The 17374-nt window shown below is 42.9% G+C and carries 18 protein-coding genes and 1 riboswitch; of the genes, 12 read left to right on the plus strand and 6 right to left on the minus strand.

Going from position 1 to position 17374, the window contains the following annotated elements:
* The first annotated feature begins 285 nt into the window (after positions 1–285).
* The 4 genes from CQS04_RS12630 (at position 286) to CQS04_RS12645 (ending at position 5232) form a co-directional block, all read left to right on the plus strand.
* Entirely contained in the window at positions 286–1701 is a 1416-nt protein-coding gene (locus tag CQS04_RS12630) for a protein adenylyltransferase SelO (RefSeq protein WP_100354480.1), read from the plus strand.
* Between the two features lie 17 nt (positions 1702–1718).
* Complete coding sequence (locus CQS04_RS12635) at positions 1719–2459, plus strand: SDR family NAD(P)-dependent oxidoreductase (protein WP_100354481.1); 741 nt, start codon at positions 1719–1721, stop codon at positions 2457–2459.
* A gap of 90 nt (positions 2460–2549) precedes the next feature.
* Positions 2550–4106 (plus strand): GGDEF domain-containing protein, encoded by a 1557-nt coding sequence (locus tag CQS04_RS12640; RefSeq protein ID WP_100354482.1) that lies wholly within the window; start codon positions 2550–2552, stop codon positions 4104–4106.
* 73 nt (positions 4107–4179) lie between these two features.
* Positions 4180–5232, plus strand: coding sequence for a nitric oxide synthase oxygenase (locus CQS04_RS12645; RefSeq protein WP_100354483.1), 1053 nt, complete (start codon positions 4180–4182; stop codon positions 5230–5232).
* 220 nt (positions 5233–5452) lie between these two features.
* On the opposite strand, the gene CQS04_RS12650 is transcribed toward CQS04_RS12645, so the two are convergent.
* Together CQS04_RS12650 and CQS04_RS12655 are read right to left on the minus strand one after the other, a co-directional pair.
* Positions 5453–6907: a phospholipase D family protein gene (locus CQS04_RS12650; protein ID WP_100354484.1), complete on the minus strand. Its 1455-nt coding sequence runs from the start codon at positions 6905–6907 to the stop codon at positions 5453–5455.
* Positions 6908–7002: 95 nt separating this feature from the next.
* On the minus strand, positions 7003–7488 hold the full coding sequence (locus CQS04_RS12655; protein ID WP_100354485.1) for a QueT transporter family protein: 486 nt from the start codon (positions 7486–7488) through the stop codon (positions 7003–7005).
* A gap of 7 nt (positions 7489–7495) precedes the next feature.
* Positions 7496–7540, minus strand: a riboswitch (PreQ1 riboswitch).
* Positions 7541–7699: 159 nt separating this feature from the next.
* On the opposite strand from CQS04_RS12655, the gene CQS04_RS12660 reads away from it, so the two are divergent.
* The 5 genes from CQS04_RS12660 (at position 7700) to CQS04_RS12680 (ending at position 11040) form a co-directional block, all read left to right on the plus strand.
* Complete coding sequence (locus tag CQS04_RS12660; RefSeq protein ID WP_100354486.1) at positions 7700–9091, plus strand: MBL fold metallo-hydrolase; 1392 nt, start codon at positions 7700–7702, stop codon at positions 9089–9091.
* Between the two features lie 20 nt (positions 9092–9111).
* Positions 9112–9348 (plus strand): glutaredoxin family protein, encoded by a 237-nt coding sequence (locus tag CQS04_RS12665; RefSeq protein ID WP_100354487.1) that lies wholly within the window; start codon positions 9112–9114, stop codon positions 9346–9348.
* A 14-nt stretch (positions 9349–9362) separates the two neighbouring features.
* On the plus strand, positions 9363–9626 hold the full coding sequence (locus CQS04_RS12670; RefSeq protein WP_100354488.1) for a metal-sensitive transcriptional regulator: 264 nt from the start codon (positions 9363–9365) through the stop codon (positions 9624–9626).
* An 11-nt stretch (positions 9627–9637) separates the two neighbouring features.
* Complete coding sequence (locus tag CQS04_RS12675) at positions 9638–9991, plus strand: rhodanese-like domain-containing protein (RefSeq protein ID WP_100354489.1); 354 nt, start codon at positions 9638–9640, stop codon at positions 9989–9991.
* Between the two features lie 62 nt (positions 9992–10053).
* Positions 10054–11040 (plus strand): LLM class flavin-dependent oxidoreductase, encoded by a 987-nt coding sequence (locus CQS04_RS12680; protein ID WP_100354538.1) that lies wholly within the window; start codon positions 10054–10056, stop codon positions 11038–11040.
* Between the two features lie 35 nt (positions 11041–11075).
* Here the strand turns inward: CQS04_RS12680 and dapF are convergent, their stop codons facing one another.
* Positions 11076–11927: a diaminopimelate epimerase gene (gene dapF, locus CQS04_RS12685; RefSeq protein WP_100354490.1), complete on the minus strand. Its 852-nt coding sequence runs from the start codon at positions 11925–11927 to the stop codon at positions 11076–11078.
* An 87-nt stretch (positions 11928–12014) separates the two neighbouring features.
* Positions 12015–12851: a KPN_02809 family neutral zinc metallopeptidase gene (gene ypfJ, locus CQS04_RS12690; protein ID WP_100354491.1), complete on the minus strand. Its 837-nt coding sequence runs from the start codon at positions 12849–12851 to the stop codon at positions 12015–12017.
* 125 nt (positions 12852–12976) lie between these two features.
* On the opposite strand from ypfJ, the gene CQS04_RS12695 reads away from it, so the two are divergent.
* Genes CQS04_RS12695 through CQS04_RS12705 form a run of 3 tightly spaced genes read left to right on the plus strand, consistent with a single transcriptional unit; the run spans position 12977 to position 14668 of the window.
* Positions 12977–14023, plus strand: coding sequence for an NAD(P)/FAD-dependent oxidoreductase (locus tag CQS04_RS12695; protein ID WP_100354492.1), 1047 nt, complete (start codon positions 12977–12979; stop codon positions 14021–14023).
* Positions 14013–14297: a hypothetical protein gene (locus CQS04_RS12700; protein ID WP_100354493.1), complete on the plus strand. Its 285-nt coding sequence runs from the start codon at positions 14013–14015 to the stop codon at positions 14295–14297. Before CQS04_RS12695 ends, CQS04_RS12700 begins: the two co-directional genes overlap by 11 nt.
* Positions 14298–14350: 53 nt before the next feature.
* Positions 14351–14668 (plus strand): YbjQ family protein, encoded by a 318-nt coding sequence (locus CQS04_RS12705; protein WP_100354494.1) that lies wholly within the window; start codon positions 14351–14353, stop codon positions 14666–14668.
* 21 nt (positions 14669–14689) lie between these two features.
* Here CQS04_RS12705 and CQS04_RS12710 read toward each other — a convergent pair whose 3' ends face one another.
* Positions 14690–15526: a YihY/virulence factor BrkB family protein gene (locus CQS04_RS12710; RefSeq protein ID WP_245858817.1), complete on the minus strand. Its 837-nt coding sequence runs from the start codon at positions 15524–15526 to the stop codon at positions 14690–14692.
* A 337-nt stretch (positions 15527–15863) separates the two neighbouring features.
* Positions 15864–17219 carry an aspartate kinase gene (locus CQS04_RS12715; RefSeq protein ID WP_100354495.1) on the minus strand — a complete coding sequence of 452 codons (1356 nt, stop codon included), beginning with the start codon at positions 17217–17219 and terminating at the stop codon, positions 15864–15866.
* Positions 17220–17374: the final 155 nt, after the last annotated feature.

The following is a 17374-nucleotide window of genomic DNA, read 5'->3' on the forward strand; positions in this document are numbered from 1 at the left end:
GTCTCATGAAGCCAAAAGCGCTTCACAAGCCACGTCGGCATTTTACAAAATTTCTGGACAGTCGGCTCCACATCTAAAAGTAATCGAGTTGCGAACGCCAGAAATCCCCGCAAAAACCGGTCGCATCCATAGAGGCAAAAAACGCCTCTACGGACACGCCCAGTTTTTACAAGATTTCTAGAGCGGCGTTCTCCACATCTAAATATAAAAATCACAAAATTCGTATTTCTCCTGTACAAGTTGTATACTGTTTGTACAATGTTACAAAAAGGAAGGACCACTATTATGGAACTGACTCAATCGTACACCGCATTACCTGGAACTTTTTACAAACACGTTTTACCTACACCAGTTGCAGATCCGCAGCTTGTGATCTGGAATGACACATTGGCAAAAGAGCTGCAATTCAATGAAGAGCCTATGAGCTATACAGATTTGCTCGCTGGTAACGAGACTGGCTCTTTACATCCGATCGCTCAAGCCTATGCAGGACATCAATTCGGAAACTTTACCATGCTTGGGGATGGGCGTGCGCTTCTTTTAGGGGAGACAATTACCTCAGAAGGAACAACTTTAGACATCCAACTTAAAGGTAGCGGTCGCACACCTTTCTCTAGAGGAGGAGACGGCCGTGCTGCTCTCGGCCCGATGCTGCGGGAATACGTCATCAGTGAAGCGATGCATCACCTCAAAATTCCAACCACTCGCAGTTTAGCGGTGGTCTACAGCGGTGAAGGCATCCAGCGAGAAACTGTGAAGCCAGGCGCTGTCCTTACTCGAGTGGCAAAAAGCCATTTACGAGTCGGCACGTTCCAATACGCTTCGCAATTTGGATCAAAAGAAGATCTACAAGCGCTCGCGGATTACACTTTAAATCATCTTCAACTACCGACCAATCCAGCACCATATGAGAGTTTGTTGCATCATGTAATTTCGAAACAAGCGGAGCTTCTAGCCAAGTGGCAACTCGTCGGTTTTGTTCATGGAGTGATGAACACAGACAACATGGCGATTAGCGGAGAGACGATTGATTACGGACCATGTGCCTTTTTAGATACGTATAATCCAGCCACTGTCTTCAGTTCGATTGATCAGCAAGGTCGCTATGCCTATGGAAACCAACCCGGGATTGCCGGGTGGAACTTGGCTCGATTTGCAGAAAGCCTAGTGCCCCTTTTAGCCGACACACAAGAACGAGCTATTGAAATTGCACAGAACCAATTAGATCAGTATCCTGTGTTATTCCAGCAAGCCTATAATAAGGGACTTGTGGCTAAAATCGGTGGAGAAGAGGAAGACCAAGAAGCCCTTCGTCTTGCTACGGAGTTCCTCAAACTCATGGAAAAGCACCAAGCGGACTTCACGCTGACGTTCAGGGCTCTAACATTAGAAGACACGCATGACCGTTTCTTCCAACAACAAGATGTAAATGAATGGCTTACGAAATGGGAACATCACACATCTTCCCAATCAGCAGAGCAACGGGCAGCTCGAATGAAACAAGTCAATCCAGCCCTTATTCCACGAAACCATCTGGTGCAACAAGCACTTGATGAGGCAGAACAAGAGGGAGTAATGGAAAAAGTTATCGCTTTATTAGAAGTTCTTGAGAATCCGTACGCTTATTCAGAGCAACAATTGCAACTAGAACAGCTTCCACCCCACAATGGAGGCCCGTTTGTAACTTATTGTGGCACATAAGAAAAGGAGTGATGAGTATGAGATTTTCTGATCATGTAGTTGTCGTCAATGGAGGTACTTCAGGAATTGGAGCAGAAGTCGTTAAGCAATTCGCAAACGAAGGGGCAACTGTTTACTTTACAGGCCGCAATGAAGAGAAAGCCGCTAACGTAAAATCGAGTAATGCCCACTTTGTTGCAGTGGAAAATCAACACCCTGAAGAAATTGAGCGTTTCTTCCAACATGTACTAGAGGAAGAAGGGAGAATCGATATTCTCTTCAATAATGCAGGTGTACTATCCGTGGCAACTGGCCCATTATCGAGAGTGAAACTAGACAAATGGCACGAGTTAATTGCCGTAAACCAAACGGCCATCTTTCTTTATATGCAGCAGGCATTGCAAGTAATGTCCAAGCAAAAATCCGGAGTGATTATCAACAATGCCGCTATTTTAGGCGGAGCGAAAATCAATCCCATGTTGCCGGCCTACAGCGGAACAAAAGCTGCCGTCATTGCCATGACGAAAAGTGCGGCTCTGCGTCATGCTGCAGAAGGAATTCGCATCAATAGCATTTCTCCAGGACCGACAGAGACGGACCTCGCCGTCAAAGCTTACGGAAGCCAGCGTGCTTTTGACGAAAATTCGTCTCACCATCCTCGAGGGCATTATGCAAAACCAGAAGAAATCGCACCAGCCGTGTTGTTCTTAGCGTCTAAAGATGCCAGCTATATAAACGGTACCGACTTAGTCATTGATGGTGGGTACTCCTTAAAATGAACTGTGGATTTTCACAGTTTATTTTTTTTGAAAAAGATTTACCTTTTGCAATAGATTCCATACACTCAAATAAAAGGGGGAGGCAGCGCAATGACAACATATGATTCACTTTGGAAATCACAAATCATCCAAGAACCACAGGCCGTGGTCGACCAAGCCACAGTACTGCTATCCTCAGAAGAAAACACTTTAGAAGAACAAGCAGAGCTCCATTATTGGGTTGCTCTCAGCCATCGCTATTTGACAAAGATGGATCAATGTCTTCATCATGCGTATGAATCCGAATATCGTTATGAAAAACTCAGTGATATTGATGGGTTGGCCAAAGTGACCAATCTTATTGGTGTCGTGTATTTTTATAATGGATATTATGAAAAAGCTATACGCTATTTTTTTACAGCGAAGGATTTAGCGCAACAGCAACAGAACTTCCCTACACTATGCAGAATTGAAAACAACATCGGTGAAGTATATAGAGAAACGGAAGAGTTTGGGTTATCTGAACTTCATTACCAGCAAGCTTTAGACTATGCCAAACAATCTGAGGAGCCTTATTTTCAGGCAATCATTTTAGAAAATTTAGGCCAGCTGTCTTATCATCATGATGAACTCGAGAAAGCAGAATGCTATTTATTTGAAAGCAGAGCTTTATTACAGACACTGCATGATCGGTCTGCTTTAGCGGATGTCGAGAACAAACTCGGACTTGTCTTTATGAAAAGAGGACAGGTGGATCGAGCAGAAGAACATTTCCGAATGGCGTTTCAGCAGATACAGCCAGACGGGAACCAACTGTATCTCACAGAGATATTAATGAACTTAGCAGAACTGTTAAGTGAGTATGATCAGAGTTATTTGGAACTTTTACAGGAAGCTGAAAAGTCGGCTGTCTCTATAGAAGCGCATCATTTGTTAAAGAAAATCTATCAAAGACTTTCTAGTTACTTTGAGGAGAGACAAGACTACAAGACAGCCCTCTCTTACTACAAACTAGTTCATCAGACAGAACAGATAGTGGAGTCTTCTTCGATGCGTACCAAATTAGAATTACTTCGAGTCGAAGTCAATCATAGCCAAGATTTGAATAAGATGAGTGCTTTAAATGAACAATTATCCTATGAAATTAACCAATTAAATGAAGAAGTGTATATGGACGAGTTGACTAAGGTGAAAAATCGTAAAGGATTGCATCAATATCTTGCATCTTCGCAAGCGGCCACTTATTTGCTTGCATTACTCGACATTGACCACTTTAAAATCTTCAATGACAGCCATGGCCACCTCGCTGGCGATCATGCATTACATCAAGTGGCGCAGGCCTTACTCAGGGCGGTGACAACAGCATCATATGAGGCTTGTGTCGCTCGATTAGGTGGGGAAGAATTCATTGTCATAGTTCCAGTGCTCCAAGGCACGGATGTACAAAAAATCCTTACAGAGATTCAAAGAGAAATTCAAGTGTTAAAGCTTCCGTATTCGGAAGACAACAAAGCCCAAGTCGTCACAGTGAGCGGAGGGGCACTTGTAACCTCAGAAGATGTGAATGAACATTTCATGGAACTCTATAAAAAAATGGATGAACTGTTGTATCAAGTGAAGCAGAATGGACGCAATCAAATTCTCTTGCAACAATTCCGACAAAACTAATGGACATTTCTAAAGTCATCCTTTGCTTTTCGAGATCAACCTTCAGTACTATTAACAGTACGGAGGGAATCCTATGAAGCAGAAAGCCTATGATTTTTTAACTTTATATTGTCGTGAACTAAACAAAGAGCCCGCCTTCTTTACAGAACGCTGGATGCAGATAGAATCCCAAATTGAAAACGAGGGAACTTATACGCTGACTGATGAAGAGCTCGACTATGGTTCCAAGGTTGCTTGGCGTAACAGCAACAAATGTATCGGCCGTCTTTTCTGGCAGACCATGCATGTCCATGATTATCGAAGATTGATTGAGCCAGAGGAAATTATGAAAGCTCTTGTCCATCACATTCAGTACGCAACCAATGGTGGCAAAATCAAACCTACGATTTCCATATTTCATCCAAGCGTCCGTATTTGGAATCACCAGTTGTTGCGATATGCCGGATATGAACGAGATGGAACCATTATTGGAGACTCAGACTCACTTGCCTTTACTAAAATCTGTGAAGAATTAGGATGGAAAGGTACAGGGACGTCTTTTGAGCTATTACCTTTAGTAGTTCAAATCGGAGAAGCGCCACCATTTTGGACAGAAATCCCTAAAGACGTCGTGCTGGAAGTTCCGATTAGTCATCCTGAAAATGATCAGTTTACAGAGCTTGAATTGAAATGGTATGCAGTTCCCATCATCTCTTCCATGAAATTAGAGGTTGGCGGCATCGAGTTTCCAGCAGCGCCGTTCAACGGATGGTATATGGGAACTGAAATTGGAGCTCGCAATCTGGCTGATGAACACCGCTATAATCAACTTCCGAAAGTGGCGGAGTTGTTTGAACTCAATCAACAATCGGCATCAAGCTTGTGGAAAGATCGAGCGCTAGTAGAACTTAATCTTGCGGTCTTGCACTCATTTAAAACTGCGGGTGTTAGTATTGTCGATCACCATACAGCAGCTGTGCAGTTTAGACAATTTGAACAGCAAGAACAGAAGCAGGGGCGAGACGTGACAGGAATGTGGAGCTGGTTGATTCCACCATTGTCTCCGGCAGCTACTCATGTTTTTCATAAGCCTTATAATAATCAGACGAAATCTCCAAATTTCTTCTATCAAAAAAATCCTTACTAAATAGAGGGTGGGACATAACTAGTATGTTTCACTAAAATAGTAGAGATGGATGATTTTAATAGAGTGCAGGGGTGACTCCAGCGGGGTTAAAAGCGGGAGCTGAGACCTTGGCTCAGCCCGCGCCCGCGGAACGCTTCCCCTGCACGTGATAGTATGTAATATAGGCAGTTTCTCAAAAGAGAAACTGCCTTTTCTAGGTTATGTCCCAACCACTTTTTCATTAATAAGTCGTAACTTTAATCAATTTTTGGAATGTATAAATCCAACGTTGCCACCAGGTGAACTCATTTTGGTACTCATCTAGATTTACGGTGTACTCTGCGTCCTCGTTACTCCATAACCGTTCAAAGTAAGCAGTAAACTCACTCGACAAGTCACTTTCAAGTGGTGAAATGACGCGAATATTGGTTTCTAGGTTGTAATCATCCAACGTGCGCTCCGTATAATTGGCAGAACCACTTGAAATGATGGAACGGTCCGTTTGAATATGAATAGCTTTAGAGTGGTATTGGCCCACTACTGTGTTATACCATCGAATTTCTAGCTTTCCATCCGTATCTTCGACAAGCTCTTGAGCAACGGGTCGGTTTGGCAGACCAGATTTTTGTCGTCCGAATGAGTTTTCATTTGGATCTAAAATCATGCGAACTTGAACACCTCGGTTTGCCGCGTCTATTAGTGCGTTGACTATGTCTCGTTTTGCAATAAAGAACATCATTAAGTCAATCCGGTCACCTTCTTGAGTCGCCTCAATATCTGTTAAGAGAGCATCCAAAATTTTCTTTTCCGTTAAGATTTGTCCCTCATACTCAAACTCTTCTTCTTGAGCTTCTTCATTCACTCGTGGAAGTTCAGGACCTCCTGAAAACTTTGTCACAGCTTCTTCTGATTCTAAGAGATCATTTAATAGCGCTGCTCCAGTAAAACGAAGTGCGATATTCCCATGAAGGCCGCTTGCATCATGCGGGTTGGCTGAAGAAACCATGCCTTCTTTTTCCGTGATGACCACTTTTCTGTGATTAGCTTTCACATTAAGTAAAGTGAGGTAGGAAGCTAAAGTCATCTTAGGAGCTTCACTTGCCATAGCATTAGGAATCCATCCATTATCTCCGGTATCAAACCATTGAAAGAAAGTCCGGTAAAGTCCAGAGTAAATCGGAGTAGAGTCGCGAAGTGGATCAAGATTTGTATAGACAATTTCCACTCCTGCATCGCGCATTTTTTTAAACCACTCGTTCTCATAAGACCCGTACCCTCTGTTTATAGGATCTGTGATAAAGATGACGGGCATATCGGGATGTTGTTGTTTTTTTGTAGCCATAGCAGAGGAAAGGTCCTCTGCAATTGAAGGAAAGCCCTCGTCTTTTTCATAAAATCCGTCCATTAAAAACATATCCACCACTACAAATTCTTCAGCGGAATCAATCATCTCGTAAATGGAATTGAAAATGTCATTATCTGTTTGTCGAGTATCACCTGTGTCATCCAGAGCATAGGTTAGATCTGTTACCATTTCAATTTCAGAAATAGGGTGTAAGTCTCCATTGTATGAAACACCATCAGGCAATGGCTTAAAGGTATGCCAAAGAATCATGCCAGCATAAATCACAATTAGTACAGCTAGTAGTGAAAATACGATTCTTTTTCTCTTGGACCATCTCTTAAATCTCCCCATTTGTCATTCCTCTTCCCTAGTCATTATGTATAGTACTTTCTTATCACAAATACCCATTCCACCAAACAAAAAAACGTGTACACAATGTGTACACGTCAGTTTAAAAGAGTCGCAAGGTTTAAGCGTTTACCAAGAGCCTTTATGATAGGGATTCCGATCAGCATAACAATCAGTTCACCTGCGCCTACTGTTAACCAAGTCAAATAGAAAGGTAGTGCGTAGACGAGTACGAGTTCATAAGCAATGATAAAAGTAGTTAGAGTGAATACTACTGCTGTTACTATCATTTTATGAGTCTCAGATTTAAGGCGAGGGATGATCAATAGTACAACACCAAGTGAGATGACAGAATGTGCAACACCAAACGTCAAATCATAAATCCCTAAAGGTGAAAACAGATTGGTAATAAATACACCGGCTACGATTCCAAAGAAGTATCGTTTGTTAAAAACGATCAAGTGATTGAACATCTCGGCGATACGAAATTGAAGATTTCCGAAAGCAAGTGCTGGAATGGCCAACGAGACAGCTACATAAAGCGCTGCGATGATCGCATTCACTGTTAAAGTTTTCATTTTCATATTTCTAAGCTCCTTAGTTTTTTTACGTGGGAGGTTCTCGAACCACGAATTCACAAATGTTGATTTTACAACAAATCAGAATGCTCGTCAATAAAGGTTTAATACAGGTGAATAAGAGAAAAAAATAGAAACAAAGTAGTTGAAGTTTTATACCCCCTATGGTATATTCTCAATAACAACAAATTAATTTGATTAACGGAGGTTTTCAATCATGTTATTTCGTTCCTTTTTCGATGAAAAGTTAGCACAATATACGTACTTAGTAGGATGCCAACGAACAGGAGAAGCGTTAGTCATTGATCCAGCACGTCAAGTGGATGAGGTAGTGGAAGCAGCTAAAAAAGAAGGACTCCATATAACAGCTGCAACAGAAACACATATCCACGCCGATTTTGTATCAGGTTCACGTCAATTAGCAGAACAATATGGAGTCAAGTTGTACTTGTCTGACGAAGGCGATGAAAATTGGAAGTATGGCTACACAGACGGCTTGAATGTAGAGCTTTTAAAAGATGGATCTAAATTTTCAATTGGAAACATCGATTTTGAAGTCATGCATACCCCGGGGCATACCCCAGAGAGCATTTCATTTGTCTTAACAGACCGGGGAGGCGGCGCATCAAAACCGATGGGAATCTTTACAGGTGACTTCGTATTTGTAGGAGATGTGGGTCGTCCAGATTTACTTGAAAAAGCAGCTGGTGCTGCCGGAACTGCAGATTCAGGAGCACGTGACATGTATCGATCGGTTCAGCGCTTCAAAGAATTACCCGACTACTTGATGGTTTGGCCAGCACATGGTGCGGGTTCTGCATGTGGGAAGTCACTTGGAGCAGTTCCCTCTTCAACAGTAGGTTATGAAAAGCAATTCAACTGGGCTATGCAAATCAATGATGAACAAGCTTTTGTTGATGAACTATTAAAAGATCAACCTGAAGCACCTATTTATTTTGCGGAAATGAAAAAAGTAAACAAAATCGGTCCTGCGGTCTTACAACAAGACAAACGAGTCCCTGATTTTTCTGCACAAGAGGTTAAAGAGGCACTATCGCAAGAAAAAACTTTAGTCATTGATACGCGTCCTGCTACAATCGCAGAAAAAACGCTTTTACCAGGTTCGATCAATGTTCCTTATAACAAATCGTTCACTAACTGGGTTGGCTGGCTTGCAAACTATGATGAAGATTTAGTCATTATCGGAGAACCATACGAGAAAGAAGAAATCCTAGAATCTCTTCAATCCATTCACTTTGATCGAATCGTTGGGTATGCTTCTGTTGATGTTGCTGCAGAATGGGAGGAACACGACTCTTACGAAACCTTGACCGTTAACGAGTTTACGGAACAAGCAAAAAAACAAGACACTTATGTACTCGATGTACGAAATGACGTGGAATGGGGAGATGGTCATTTAGAAGAAGCCCATCATCATTTCTTAGGAAAAATTCGTGACACAGAATTACCTAAAGACAAAACACTTCTTGTCTACTGTCAAGGTGGTGCTCGCTCTGCAATCGCTTCTAGCGTACTGAAATCTCGTGGGTTTGAAGATGTAAAACACATGGCAGGCGGTTATGGCGCCTACCTACGTGAACAAAACTAATTTAGAAAGAAGGAACTACTATGCAAAATCAAGTAACCGTTTATTCAACTACAACATGTCCTTACTGTGACATGATGAAACACTTTTTAGATCAACAAAACATTCCCTATACAAACGTTGACGTTCAAAAGGACCCTATCGCAGCCAACCGATTGGTAGAGACAACTGGACAGATGGGCGTTCCTCAAACAAATGTCAATGGCCAGTGGGTACTTGGGTTTGATCCGAACCGTGTCATGGAACTACTCCAAAAATAAAGAAGGCGAAACTTATGGACTTTCCAAATGAAGTGAAGAATAGACTGCGACGAGCGGAAGGTCAGTTGGCTGGAGTTCTTCGCATGATGGAAGAAGGGCGAGAGTGCAGTGACATTGTCACGCAACTCTCTGCCGTCAAATCCGCCTTGGATAAGACAATTGGTGTTGTGGTAAGCACAAATCTAGAAATGTGTGTGCGCGAAAGCGTTCAACAAGGATCAACAGACACAGAAAAACTTGTTCAAGATGCGGTCAATTTACTGATTAAAAGCAGATAGGGGATTTTGAAATGGAATGGATTTTTATCGCGGCGATTGTAGGGTTTATCGCATGGCGCATGATGGGATCAAAAAATGTACCATCCATCAACACACAAGATTTAAAAAACGTATTACAAGATAATAGCAAACAGTTTATCGATGTTCGAACTCCTGCTGAATACAAAGGGCGTCACATCAAACAATTCAAAAATATGCCCCTAAATACGTTACCAAACCAACTTGGCAAGCTCGACAGAGAAAAAGAAACCATCGTCATCTGCCAGTCTGGTATGAGAAGTTCACGTGCATGCCAAATTTTGAAGCAAGCAGGTTTTACAAATGTAACCAACGTTCGTGGCGGAATGAGTCAGTGGAACGGTTAAGCATTTTATTTTGAAGTTGAGCTTTATAGGTCTAGACTAAGAGAGGAAAGGTCGTGAAATTAATGACTAAACTCTCTTTTTTAGATTTAGCTTCTGTGCGAGAAAATGAGACCTCAGCAGACAGCTTCCAACATAGCAAAAGATTAGTCCAACAAGCAGAACAATTAGGGTATCACCGCTACTGGGTAGCAGAACACCACAACATGCAAGGTGTTGCGAGCTCTGCAACTTCAGTATTGATTGGCTATCTAGCGGGCCATACGAACTCGATTCGCATTGGAGCAGGGGGCATCATGCTTCCGAATCACGCGCCATATGTGATTGCAGAACAATTTGGTACATTAGATGCCATGTATCCAGGAAGAATCGATTTAGGACTTGGTCGAGCACCAGGAACAGATATGATGACGGCTCGGGCATTGCGACGAGATCATCAAGGAGCCGACGATTTTCCTGAACTCGTTTCTGAGCTCTTGCATTACTTGGCTCCAGTTGATGAAAGTCGCATACCAGCCGTAATGGCAGTGCCAGGAGCTGGTGCAGACGTTCCTGTATGGTTGCTTGGGTCGAGTACGTTCAGTGCGCGACTTGCAGCTCAAATGGGTCTTCCATTTGCGTTTGCAAGCCATTTTGCGCCGGATCAATTGATGCAAGCCCTTGAACTGTATTACCGCAATTTTAAACCGTCATCTTATTTAGATCAACCATATGCGATGGCAGCAGTCAATGTGGTGGCAGCTGCTTCGGATGAAGAAGCGGAGCAACTAAGCACCACTCTCATCCAACAGTTCTTATCTATCATTCGAGGGCACAAGCACAAGATGCGTCCGCCTATTGCGATGGATCAGTTAGATTGGACGCCGTCTGAGCAAATGATGGTGGAGCGTACGGTTAGAGCTCGAATTGTAGGTTCTGAAGAGACCGTGCGTGAGCAATTGGAAGCGTTCAAAAAACAGACAGGTGTGCAAGAAATCATGATCAGTACTCCGATTTACGATGTTGAAAAACGTCTAGAATCCATGGCTATCACGATGAATGCTACAAAATAAAAGTTCGGAAGCTCCACGAGGGCTTCCGAACTTTTTTATATATTCACTTCGATTTCTCCCGTGAACACAGTTGTGGCCGGACCGCGCATGTAGATAGTCTCCTCTGAATAATAGATGTCAAGATCTCCACCCAGGAGATGGACCGTGATCCAACTCTCGGGTTTACAATGACCAGTTACTACAGCGGCGGCGACTGCTGCGCAGGCTCCTGTTCCGCAAGCCAGTGTTTCTCCAGAACCTCTTTCCCAAACTCGCATGGAGATTTCAGTAGGGGAATGGACAACGACAAACTCTGTATTAATTCTCTCTGGAAAGGCAGGGTGAAGTTCAAAGATAGGTCCTAGACTAGGAAGATGGAGTGATTCGATCTCTTCCATAAAAAGAACTCCGTGTGGATTTCCCATACTTAGGGTTGTAATTGGAAAAGTTCCTTGTGAAGTTTCAAATGGATGGGCGATCCACTGGTCTTCGTTACTGCTTACTGGAATTTCAGGAAGAGCAAAGCTAGCTGGTCCCATATCTACAGTGGCTATGCTTTCTACTGGCGTCACAGAATTCATGACAATCGTTTTAGTACCGCTCAACGTATCGATTAAAAGAGTTTCTTTTTCAGCGATTTTCGCATCGACGATATATTTGGCAACACAACGAATCGCATTGCCACACATCCGTCCCTCACTTCCGTCTGCATTGTACATACGCATGCGGGCATCTGCACCTTCTACTGGATCGATAATCACAAGTCCATCTCCCCCAATACCAAAGTGGCGGTCTGCCAGCTGAATGGCCAATTGTTCGGCTTGTTTAGCATCTAACTTATAATCAAACCCATTGATATAGACGTAATCATTACCGGCTCCTTGCATCTTGGTGAATGATAGTTTCATGTGGTCGCCTCGTTTCTTTTGCATTGTTTAGTCTATTGTAGTGGATAGAAGGCGAAGAAGAAATAAAAAAACCAGCCAAGTGGCTGGTTAGGGGGCACTGTTGAATGTGTCGCCACCTTGAATGGTGCCGTTTTCGTACCCTTTATAAAACCAAGATTTTCGTTGTTCAGAAGTTCCGTGGGTGAAGCTTTCTTCTACCACGTATCCTTGCGCACGTTTTTGTAACGTGTCGTCTCCAACTGCAGCAGCTGCAGCGAGGGCTTCATCAATGTCACCTTCTTCTAAATATCCAAGGCCTTCAGCGTGGTGAGCCCAGACTCCTGAGAAATAATCTGCCTGTAGTTCAAAGCGCACCAAATATTTATTGAATTCTTCTTCCGATAAGCGTTGACGGAGTGGCATGACCTTGTCGGTAGTGCCTAAAAGCGTTTGAACATGGTGTCCTACTTCGTGTGCCACTACATAGGCCATTGCAAAATCACCAGGTGCATCATATTTCGTAGAAAGTTCCGTATAAAAACTCAGATCAATGTACAACTTGTAATCTCCTGGACAATAGAAAGGACCAACGGAAGCACCAGCTGTTCCACAAGCGGAGTTCACTTGCCCTGTGTACAAAACTAAAGTTGGTTCTGTATACTCTAAGCCATTTTCTTCAAAAATTTCGGTCCAAATCCGTTCTGTGTCAGCGAGTACAACGGAAACAAATTCGGCTGCTTCGTCTTCTTGTGCTGTGGTTTGAGCTGGAGCTGCTGTCTGACCACCAGAGATTTGGTCTAGGACTACACCTGGGTCTCCACTCACAAATGCAAAAATAATAGCGATAATCAATCCAAGACCTCCACCGATTCCGGCAATTCCTTTACCGCCCATCCCTCGTCGGTCTTCTACGTTACTACTTCGTGCTCTCCCTTGCCATTTCATAGAGATCCCTCATTTCTTTATACAAATTCTATTCTTCTATTCCCACAAGACAGAGACCTTAGACAAGACCCCTTAAGTTTTTTTTCCGTATGGATTGATTTATACTAGATGACAGGAGGGATGACATGCAATTTCAAATTGTTGGTGGCGGGATTGCGGGTGCATCCATCGCGTATCATTTAGTGAAAGACGGTCATGATGTAACCGTTTATGACCGATCCGATAAAGGACAGGCAACTCAAGTTTCCGCAGGAATTATTTCCCCTTGGGTATCCCAAAGAAGAAACAAACTGTGGTATCAACTTGTTCGAACAGGAGCCGCATACTATCCCACGTTTATTCAAGAAGTAGAGGATTTAACAGGAAGCAGAACAGGCTATCAACGGACAGGAGCCGTCTTGTTTTTTAGAGACGAAGAAGTCCTTCCTAAAGCTTATAAACGAATCCGTTCTAAGCAACAAGACGCTCCCGAAATGGGGGAGTTAAGTTACCTGACTCCAGAAAAACAGCGTGAATTTTTCCCACAGTTGACGACTGAATTTCCATCCCTTTTCTTAACAGGAGCTGGAATGGTAAATGGAGCCCAGCTTCTTGATGCCCTAAAAAAAGCAATCGTGCAGTTAGATGGTAAGTGGATTTCTAGAAACGCTGTACCTGAACCAGGCCAAGGGATTACTATTTATGCGGGAGGTGCTTGGGGGAACGAGTATCAAAAAAAGGTGCCCATCTCTCATCAGCGGGCTCAACTTCTTCGCTTCACTTTAGATTCTGACAAGGTGTATCCAGTAGTCATGGGATTGAAGACGCATTATATCGTGTCATTTGGAAACGGCAGATTTGCCATCGGAACTACCCATGAAGATACAGATTCCTTTGACAGCAGTCCAACAGAGGAAGCAACGGCAGAGCTTCTCGATCTTGCAAAGATGTATTTCCCTGGACAAGAGTTGAAGGATCTAGAAATGGCAGTGGGCTTGCGACCTTACACGCCAAATTTCTTGCCAGTTATCGAGTATGTCAATGATCAGACAATCGTCGTGAACGGGCTAGGTTCTTCTGGTCTGACAGCTGCTCCGATTTTAGGGAAAGAATTAAGTGCTAGCTATTCAAACAAACCCGTGCATTTGCCTTTGGAAGCTTTTCGATTAGAGGAGGGGACAGATGGCTCATAAAATTGCTTACTATCAAGTAGAGCGCCAAATTGATTTTCATTTTGTACAGAAGAGGGAAGAGTCTACGGAATATTTACACGCAACGCCTGAAGGGATTTCTTGCAAAAGACGCAGGTATTCATGGGAGCAGTTACACGATATTTCCTATAAACCGTTCTCAAGCGGGGAGGGTCTTCTCTATCTGCACACATTTCAAGGAATGTTCAGCTACAGAGTAAAAGACAATCCTCAGCACTTCGTAAACTATGTCAAAGAACAAGTGGAGCGAAACTAGATGAAACTTCTTGTCTTGAGGACCGTATTAGTAAGTGAAAGGGAGGCGTTTACATGTTAGTGACCACTACAAACACAGTAGAAGGTAAAAAAATCGCGACGTATCATGGTATTGTTACAGGGGAAGCCATTATGGGGGCTAATGTTGTACGAGATCTTTTTGCATCTGTCACAGATATCGTAGGAGGCCGGAGTTCGGCTTACGAGAACAAATTATCTGAAGGTCGCCAAATTGCGTTAGAAGAAATGAAAGTGAAAGCTAATCAGTTAGGTGCAGACGCTGTCATTGCAGTAGATCTTGATTTTGAGACACTGCGTGAAGGCATGATGATGTGCATCGCGACAGGAACTGCTGTTACATTTGAAAAATAAAAAAGCATCCGTTTTGAGTTTTTACTCGAGACGGATGCTTTCTTTTCTGTTCTGATAGGACGTAGCATTTATCAGGCCACCAATAAGTAAAACAGCTGCCGACAAATAGAGCCAAATCATCAAGATGATAATCCCCGCAAGCTGGCCGTAGATTTGAGTGTATGATACATAGCCAACCACTTGCCCGTAGAACCATGAAATAAACTGCCAGCTAAGTGTGGTGAATAAGGCACCGGGCACAATAGTTCGGATAGCCAGACGCTTTTTAGGTAAGATCGAGTAAAAGAACACAAAGAACAAAAACAAGAATAGACTTCCTGTAATCCATTTTAAAATAGGCCATAAAGTGATCCATAACGACCAAGTCTCCAATTCCCCAGCACGTGCAACAAACCATAAAAGTCCTTTTTCTACGATAGGGACAAATAAAGACACAGGAATCATAATCATAAAAATGGCTGTTACGCCAAGATCATGAAGAAGAGTCCGCCAAAAGGGAAGGGTAGTCTCTTTTTCATACGCTGCAGCAAAGCTTCGAGCAAGTGACTGAACCGCCATGCTTGCAAGCCAGAATGCAGAAATCAAACTGATGGAAAGGACACCACTTTGGGTTCCTTCTAAGATCCGTAACACGTTGTTTTCGATGAAAGTATAAGTATTTCCCGGAGCGTAAGGTTCAATAAATAATAATAGAGAATCTAAATTTATTGGTAAAAAATTGAGCAAGGATAAGACAAATAATAAGAATGGGAAAATCGAGAGCATCAGATAGTAAGCTGTCTGTGCAGCTTGATCATAATATCGTTCTGAGAAAAAACGGCCTAGTGCCGTTTTAGCAGTGCCCATAAGCTGTTGCATCATCATCACCTGTTTTCTAAAAACTCTAACGTAAAGATAGCAGTGTCTCTTAGTATACGCAAGAAATTAGACGAGGGACATGTCAGTATGACATGTCCCTCTAGTATGGTAAAACGATTAAATTGAACTCTTAAAAAAACTTCTGATTGCCGCGGAAATTGTTCTACTGGTGTCTTCTAACTTAAGCAACGAAAACCCTACCTACTTTTTCGTCATTGCGGCCCTATAGCCGCGCCAGTAAAGAATAAGCATCTTCAAAAACATGAGCAGAATGCCAGATTCAACTCAATAGTCTAACCATTTAACTTCCTCATCTTACCATGGAATATTCGTTCTGTCAAGCTCGCAGCTTGACACGCTGAAAGAATGCATCGTAGAGTGCGCGTACGATTTTCTCTTTATCTTTCTCAAGAACTCCAAATACAAGACTCACTTCGGAGGAACCTTGATTGATCATTTCAATGTTGGCTCCTGTCTGAGAAATCGCTAATGTAGCACGGGCAGCGAGGCCAGTAGAGTTTCGCATTCCTTCACCAACTAGAACGATCATGGACAGGCCGTGTTTAAAATAAGCTACTTCGGCTCCAAGCTCTTGAAGGACTCGGTTCACAATGCGCTGTTCTTTTTTCGGAGTCAAGTAGTGACTCCGGATGATGACCGATATGTCATCGAGTCCCGAAGGTGTATGTTCATAAGAGATGCCTTCTTCTTCGATAATCTGAAGTAGCTTTCTACCAAATCCGAGCTCCCTGTTCATCAAATACTTGCTCACATACAAAATAGAGAAGCCTTCGTCTGCAGTGAGACCTGTCACGGGACGGTCAGTAAGTAATCGATGCGCTACAATCTTCGTACCAGGCGCACTAGGATTGTTTGTGTTTTTTATTTCTACTGGAATTTGTTTTCGGTACACAGGCATAAGTGCTTCGTCATGAATCACAGTAAAACCCGCATAAGACAGTTCGCGCATTTCTCTATACGTAATGAGCTCGATTTGCTCAGGTCGATCAATGATATTTGGATTGGCAGCGTAGACGAAGTCTACATCTGTAAAGTTTTCGTAAAGTTCTGCATCGACCGCTGCAGCAAGTATGGAACCTGTAATATCCGAGCCACCTCGTTCAAATGTACGAAGCTTGCCGCTCTGAGTATAGCCGTAAAAGCCTGGGACTACGAGAATTTCAGTCGTGTCTTTCAACTTTCGAAGTTCTTTATACGAGTCTTCAAGGAGTTGAGCACGCTCACTAGGCTCTGTCATTAGAAGACCAATGTCTTGGGGATCCGCAAAGCGCGCCGAAATACCTTGTGAAGACAGGTAGGCTGCAAAAAAACGCGCGCTGAACTCTTCCCCAAAGGCTTTGACTGCATCTAGCCGACTGTTGAGGTCTCCTTCACTTGACTCTAGGCGAGTCCATAGTTCGGATGTAGCGAAGTCTACGAGTTCCACAGGTAAATCAAGGTCTTGTTGGATAGACAGAAACCGTTCTATAACAACGGTAGCAGCATTTTCTTTAGGAAACTCATAAAATGCGTCGATTAAAAGGTCCGTAACTTTTTGGTCGTTAGAAAACCGTTTTCCGGGAGCTGACACTACTACTATGCGTCGTGCTGGATTCGTGGTCACAATGGCTTTAACTTTTTCAAATTGACGAGCATTCGCCATAGATGTACCACCAAATTTACAAACGATCATAGCCGTTCCTCCTCGGATTGTTCTGTGTGTAAAAACAAATGAATGTTATGAGTGTACAAAAGGGTGCGAGGGAAGTCAATAAAATTAATTTTTATGACAGCGTTTACAAGTTGTCTGAAAGTATTGACAATAAAAAATAGCTTGTTAGACTAAGG

Origin of the sequence: Chryseomicrobium excrementi, from assembly GCF_002798305.1 — a bacterium.
Classification (GTDB): Bacteria; Bacillota; Bacilli; order Bacillales_A; family Planococcaceae; genus Chryseomicrobium; species Chryseomicrobium excrementi.

Excerpts from the sequence above, each read along its gene's own strand:
- CQS04_RS12670 (WP_100354488.1), top strand. The coding sequence starts at position 9,363 with ATGGACTTTCCAAATGAAGTGAAGAATAGACTGCGACGAGCGGAAGGT.
- CQS04_RS12660 (WP_100354486.1), top strand. The coding sequence starts at position 7,700 with ATGTTATTTCGTTCCTTTTTCGATGAAAAGTTAGCACAATATACGTAC.
- CQS04_RS12630 (WP_100354480.1), top strand. The coding sequence starts at position 286 with ATGGAACTGACTCAATCGTACACCGCATTACCTGGAACTTTTTACAAA.
- CQS04_RS12635 (WP_100354481.1), top strand. The coding sequence starts at position 1,719 with ATGAGATTTTCTGATCATGTAGTTGTCGTCAATGGAGGTACTTCAGGA.
- CQS04_RS12705 (WP_100354494.1), top strand. The coding sequence starts at position 14,351 with ATGTTAGTGACCACTACAAACACAGTAGAAGGTAAAAAAATCGCGACG.
- CQS04_RS12650 (WP_100354484.1), bottom strand. The coding sequence starts at position 6,907 with ATGGGGAGATTTAAGAGATGGTCCAAGAGAAAAAGAATCGTATTTTCA.
- CQS04_RS12710 (WP_245858817.1), bottom strand. The coding sequence starts at position 15,526 with ATGCAACAGCTTATGGGCACTGCTAAAACGGCACTAGGCCGTTTTTTC.
- CQS04_RS12680 (WP_100354538.1), top strand. The coding sequence starts at position 10,054 with ATGACTAAACTCTCTTTTTTAGATTTAGCTTCTGTGCGAGAAAATGAG.
- CQS04_RS12665 (WP_100354487.1), top strand. The coding sequence starts at position 9,112 with ATGCAAAATCAAGTAACCGTTTATTCAACTACAACATGTCCTTACTGT.
- ypfJ (WP_100354491.1), bottom strand. The coding sequence starts at position 12,851 with ATGAAATGGCAAGGGAGAGCACGAAGTAGTAACGTAGAAGACCGACGA.
- dapF (WP_100354490.1), bottom strand. The coding sequence starts at position 11,927 with ATGAAACTATCATTCACCAAGATGCAAGGAGCCGGTAATGATTACGTC.
- CQS04_RS12715 (WP_100354495.1), bottom strand. The coding sequence starts at position 17,219 with ATGATCGTTTGTAAATTTGGTGGTACATCTATGGCGAATGCTCGTCAA.
- CQS04_RS12655 (WP_100354485.1), bottom strand. The coding sequence starts at position 7,488 with ATGAAAATGAAAACTTTAACAGTGAATGCGATCATCGCAGCGCTTTAT.
- CQS04_RS12695 (WP_100354492.1), top strand. The coding sequence starts at position 12,977 with ATGCAATTTCAAATTGTTGGTGGCGGGATTGCGGGTGCATCCATCGCG.
- CQS04_RS12700 (WP_100354493.1), top strand. The coding sequence starts at position 14,013 with ATGGCTCATAAAATTGCTTACTATCAAGTAGAGCGCCAAATTGATTTT.
- CQS04_RS12640 (WP_100354482.1), top strand. The coding sequence starts at position 2,550 with ATGACAACATATGATTCACTTTGGAAATCACAAATCATCCAAGAACCA.
- CQS04_RS12645 (WP_100354483.1), top strand. The coding sequence starts at position 4,180 with ATGAAGCAGAAAGCCTATGATTTTTTAACTTTATATTGTCGTGAACTA.
- CQS04_RS12675 (WP_100354489.1), top strand. The coding sequence starts at position 9,638 with ATGGAATGGATTTTTATCGCGGCGATTGTAGGGTTTATCGCATGGCGC.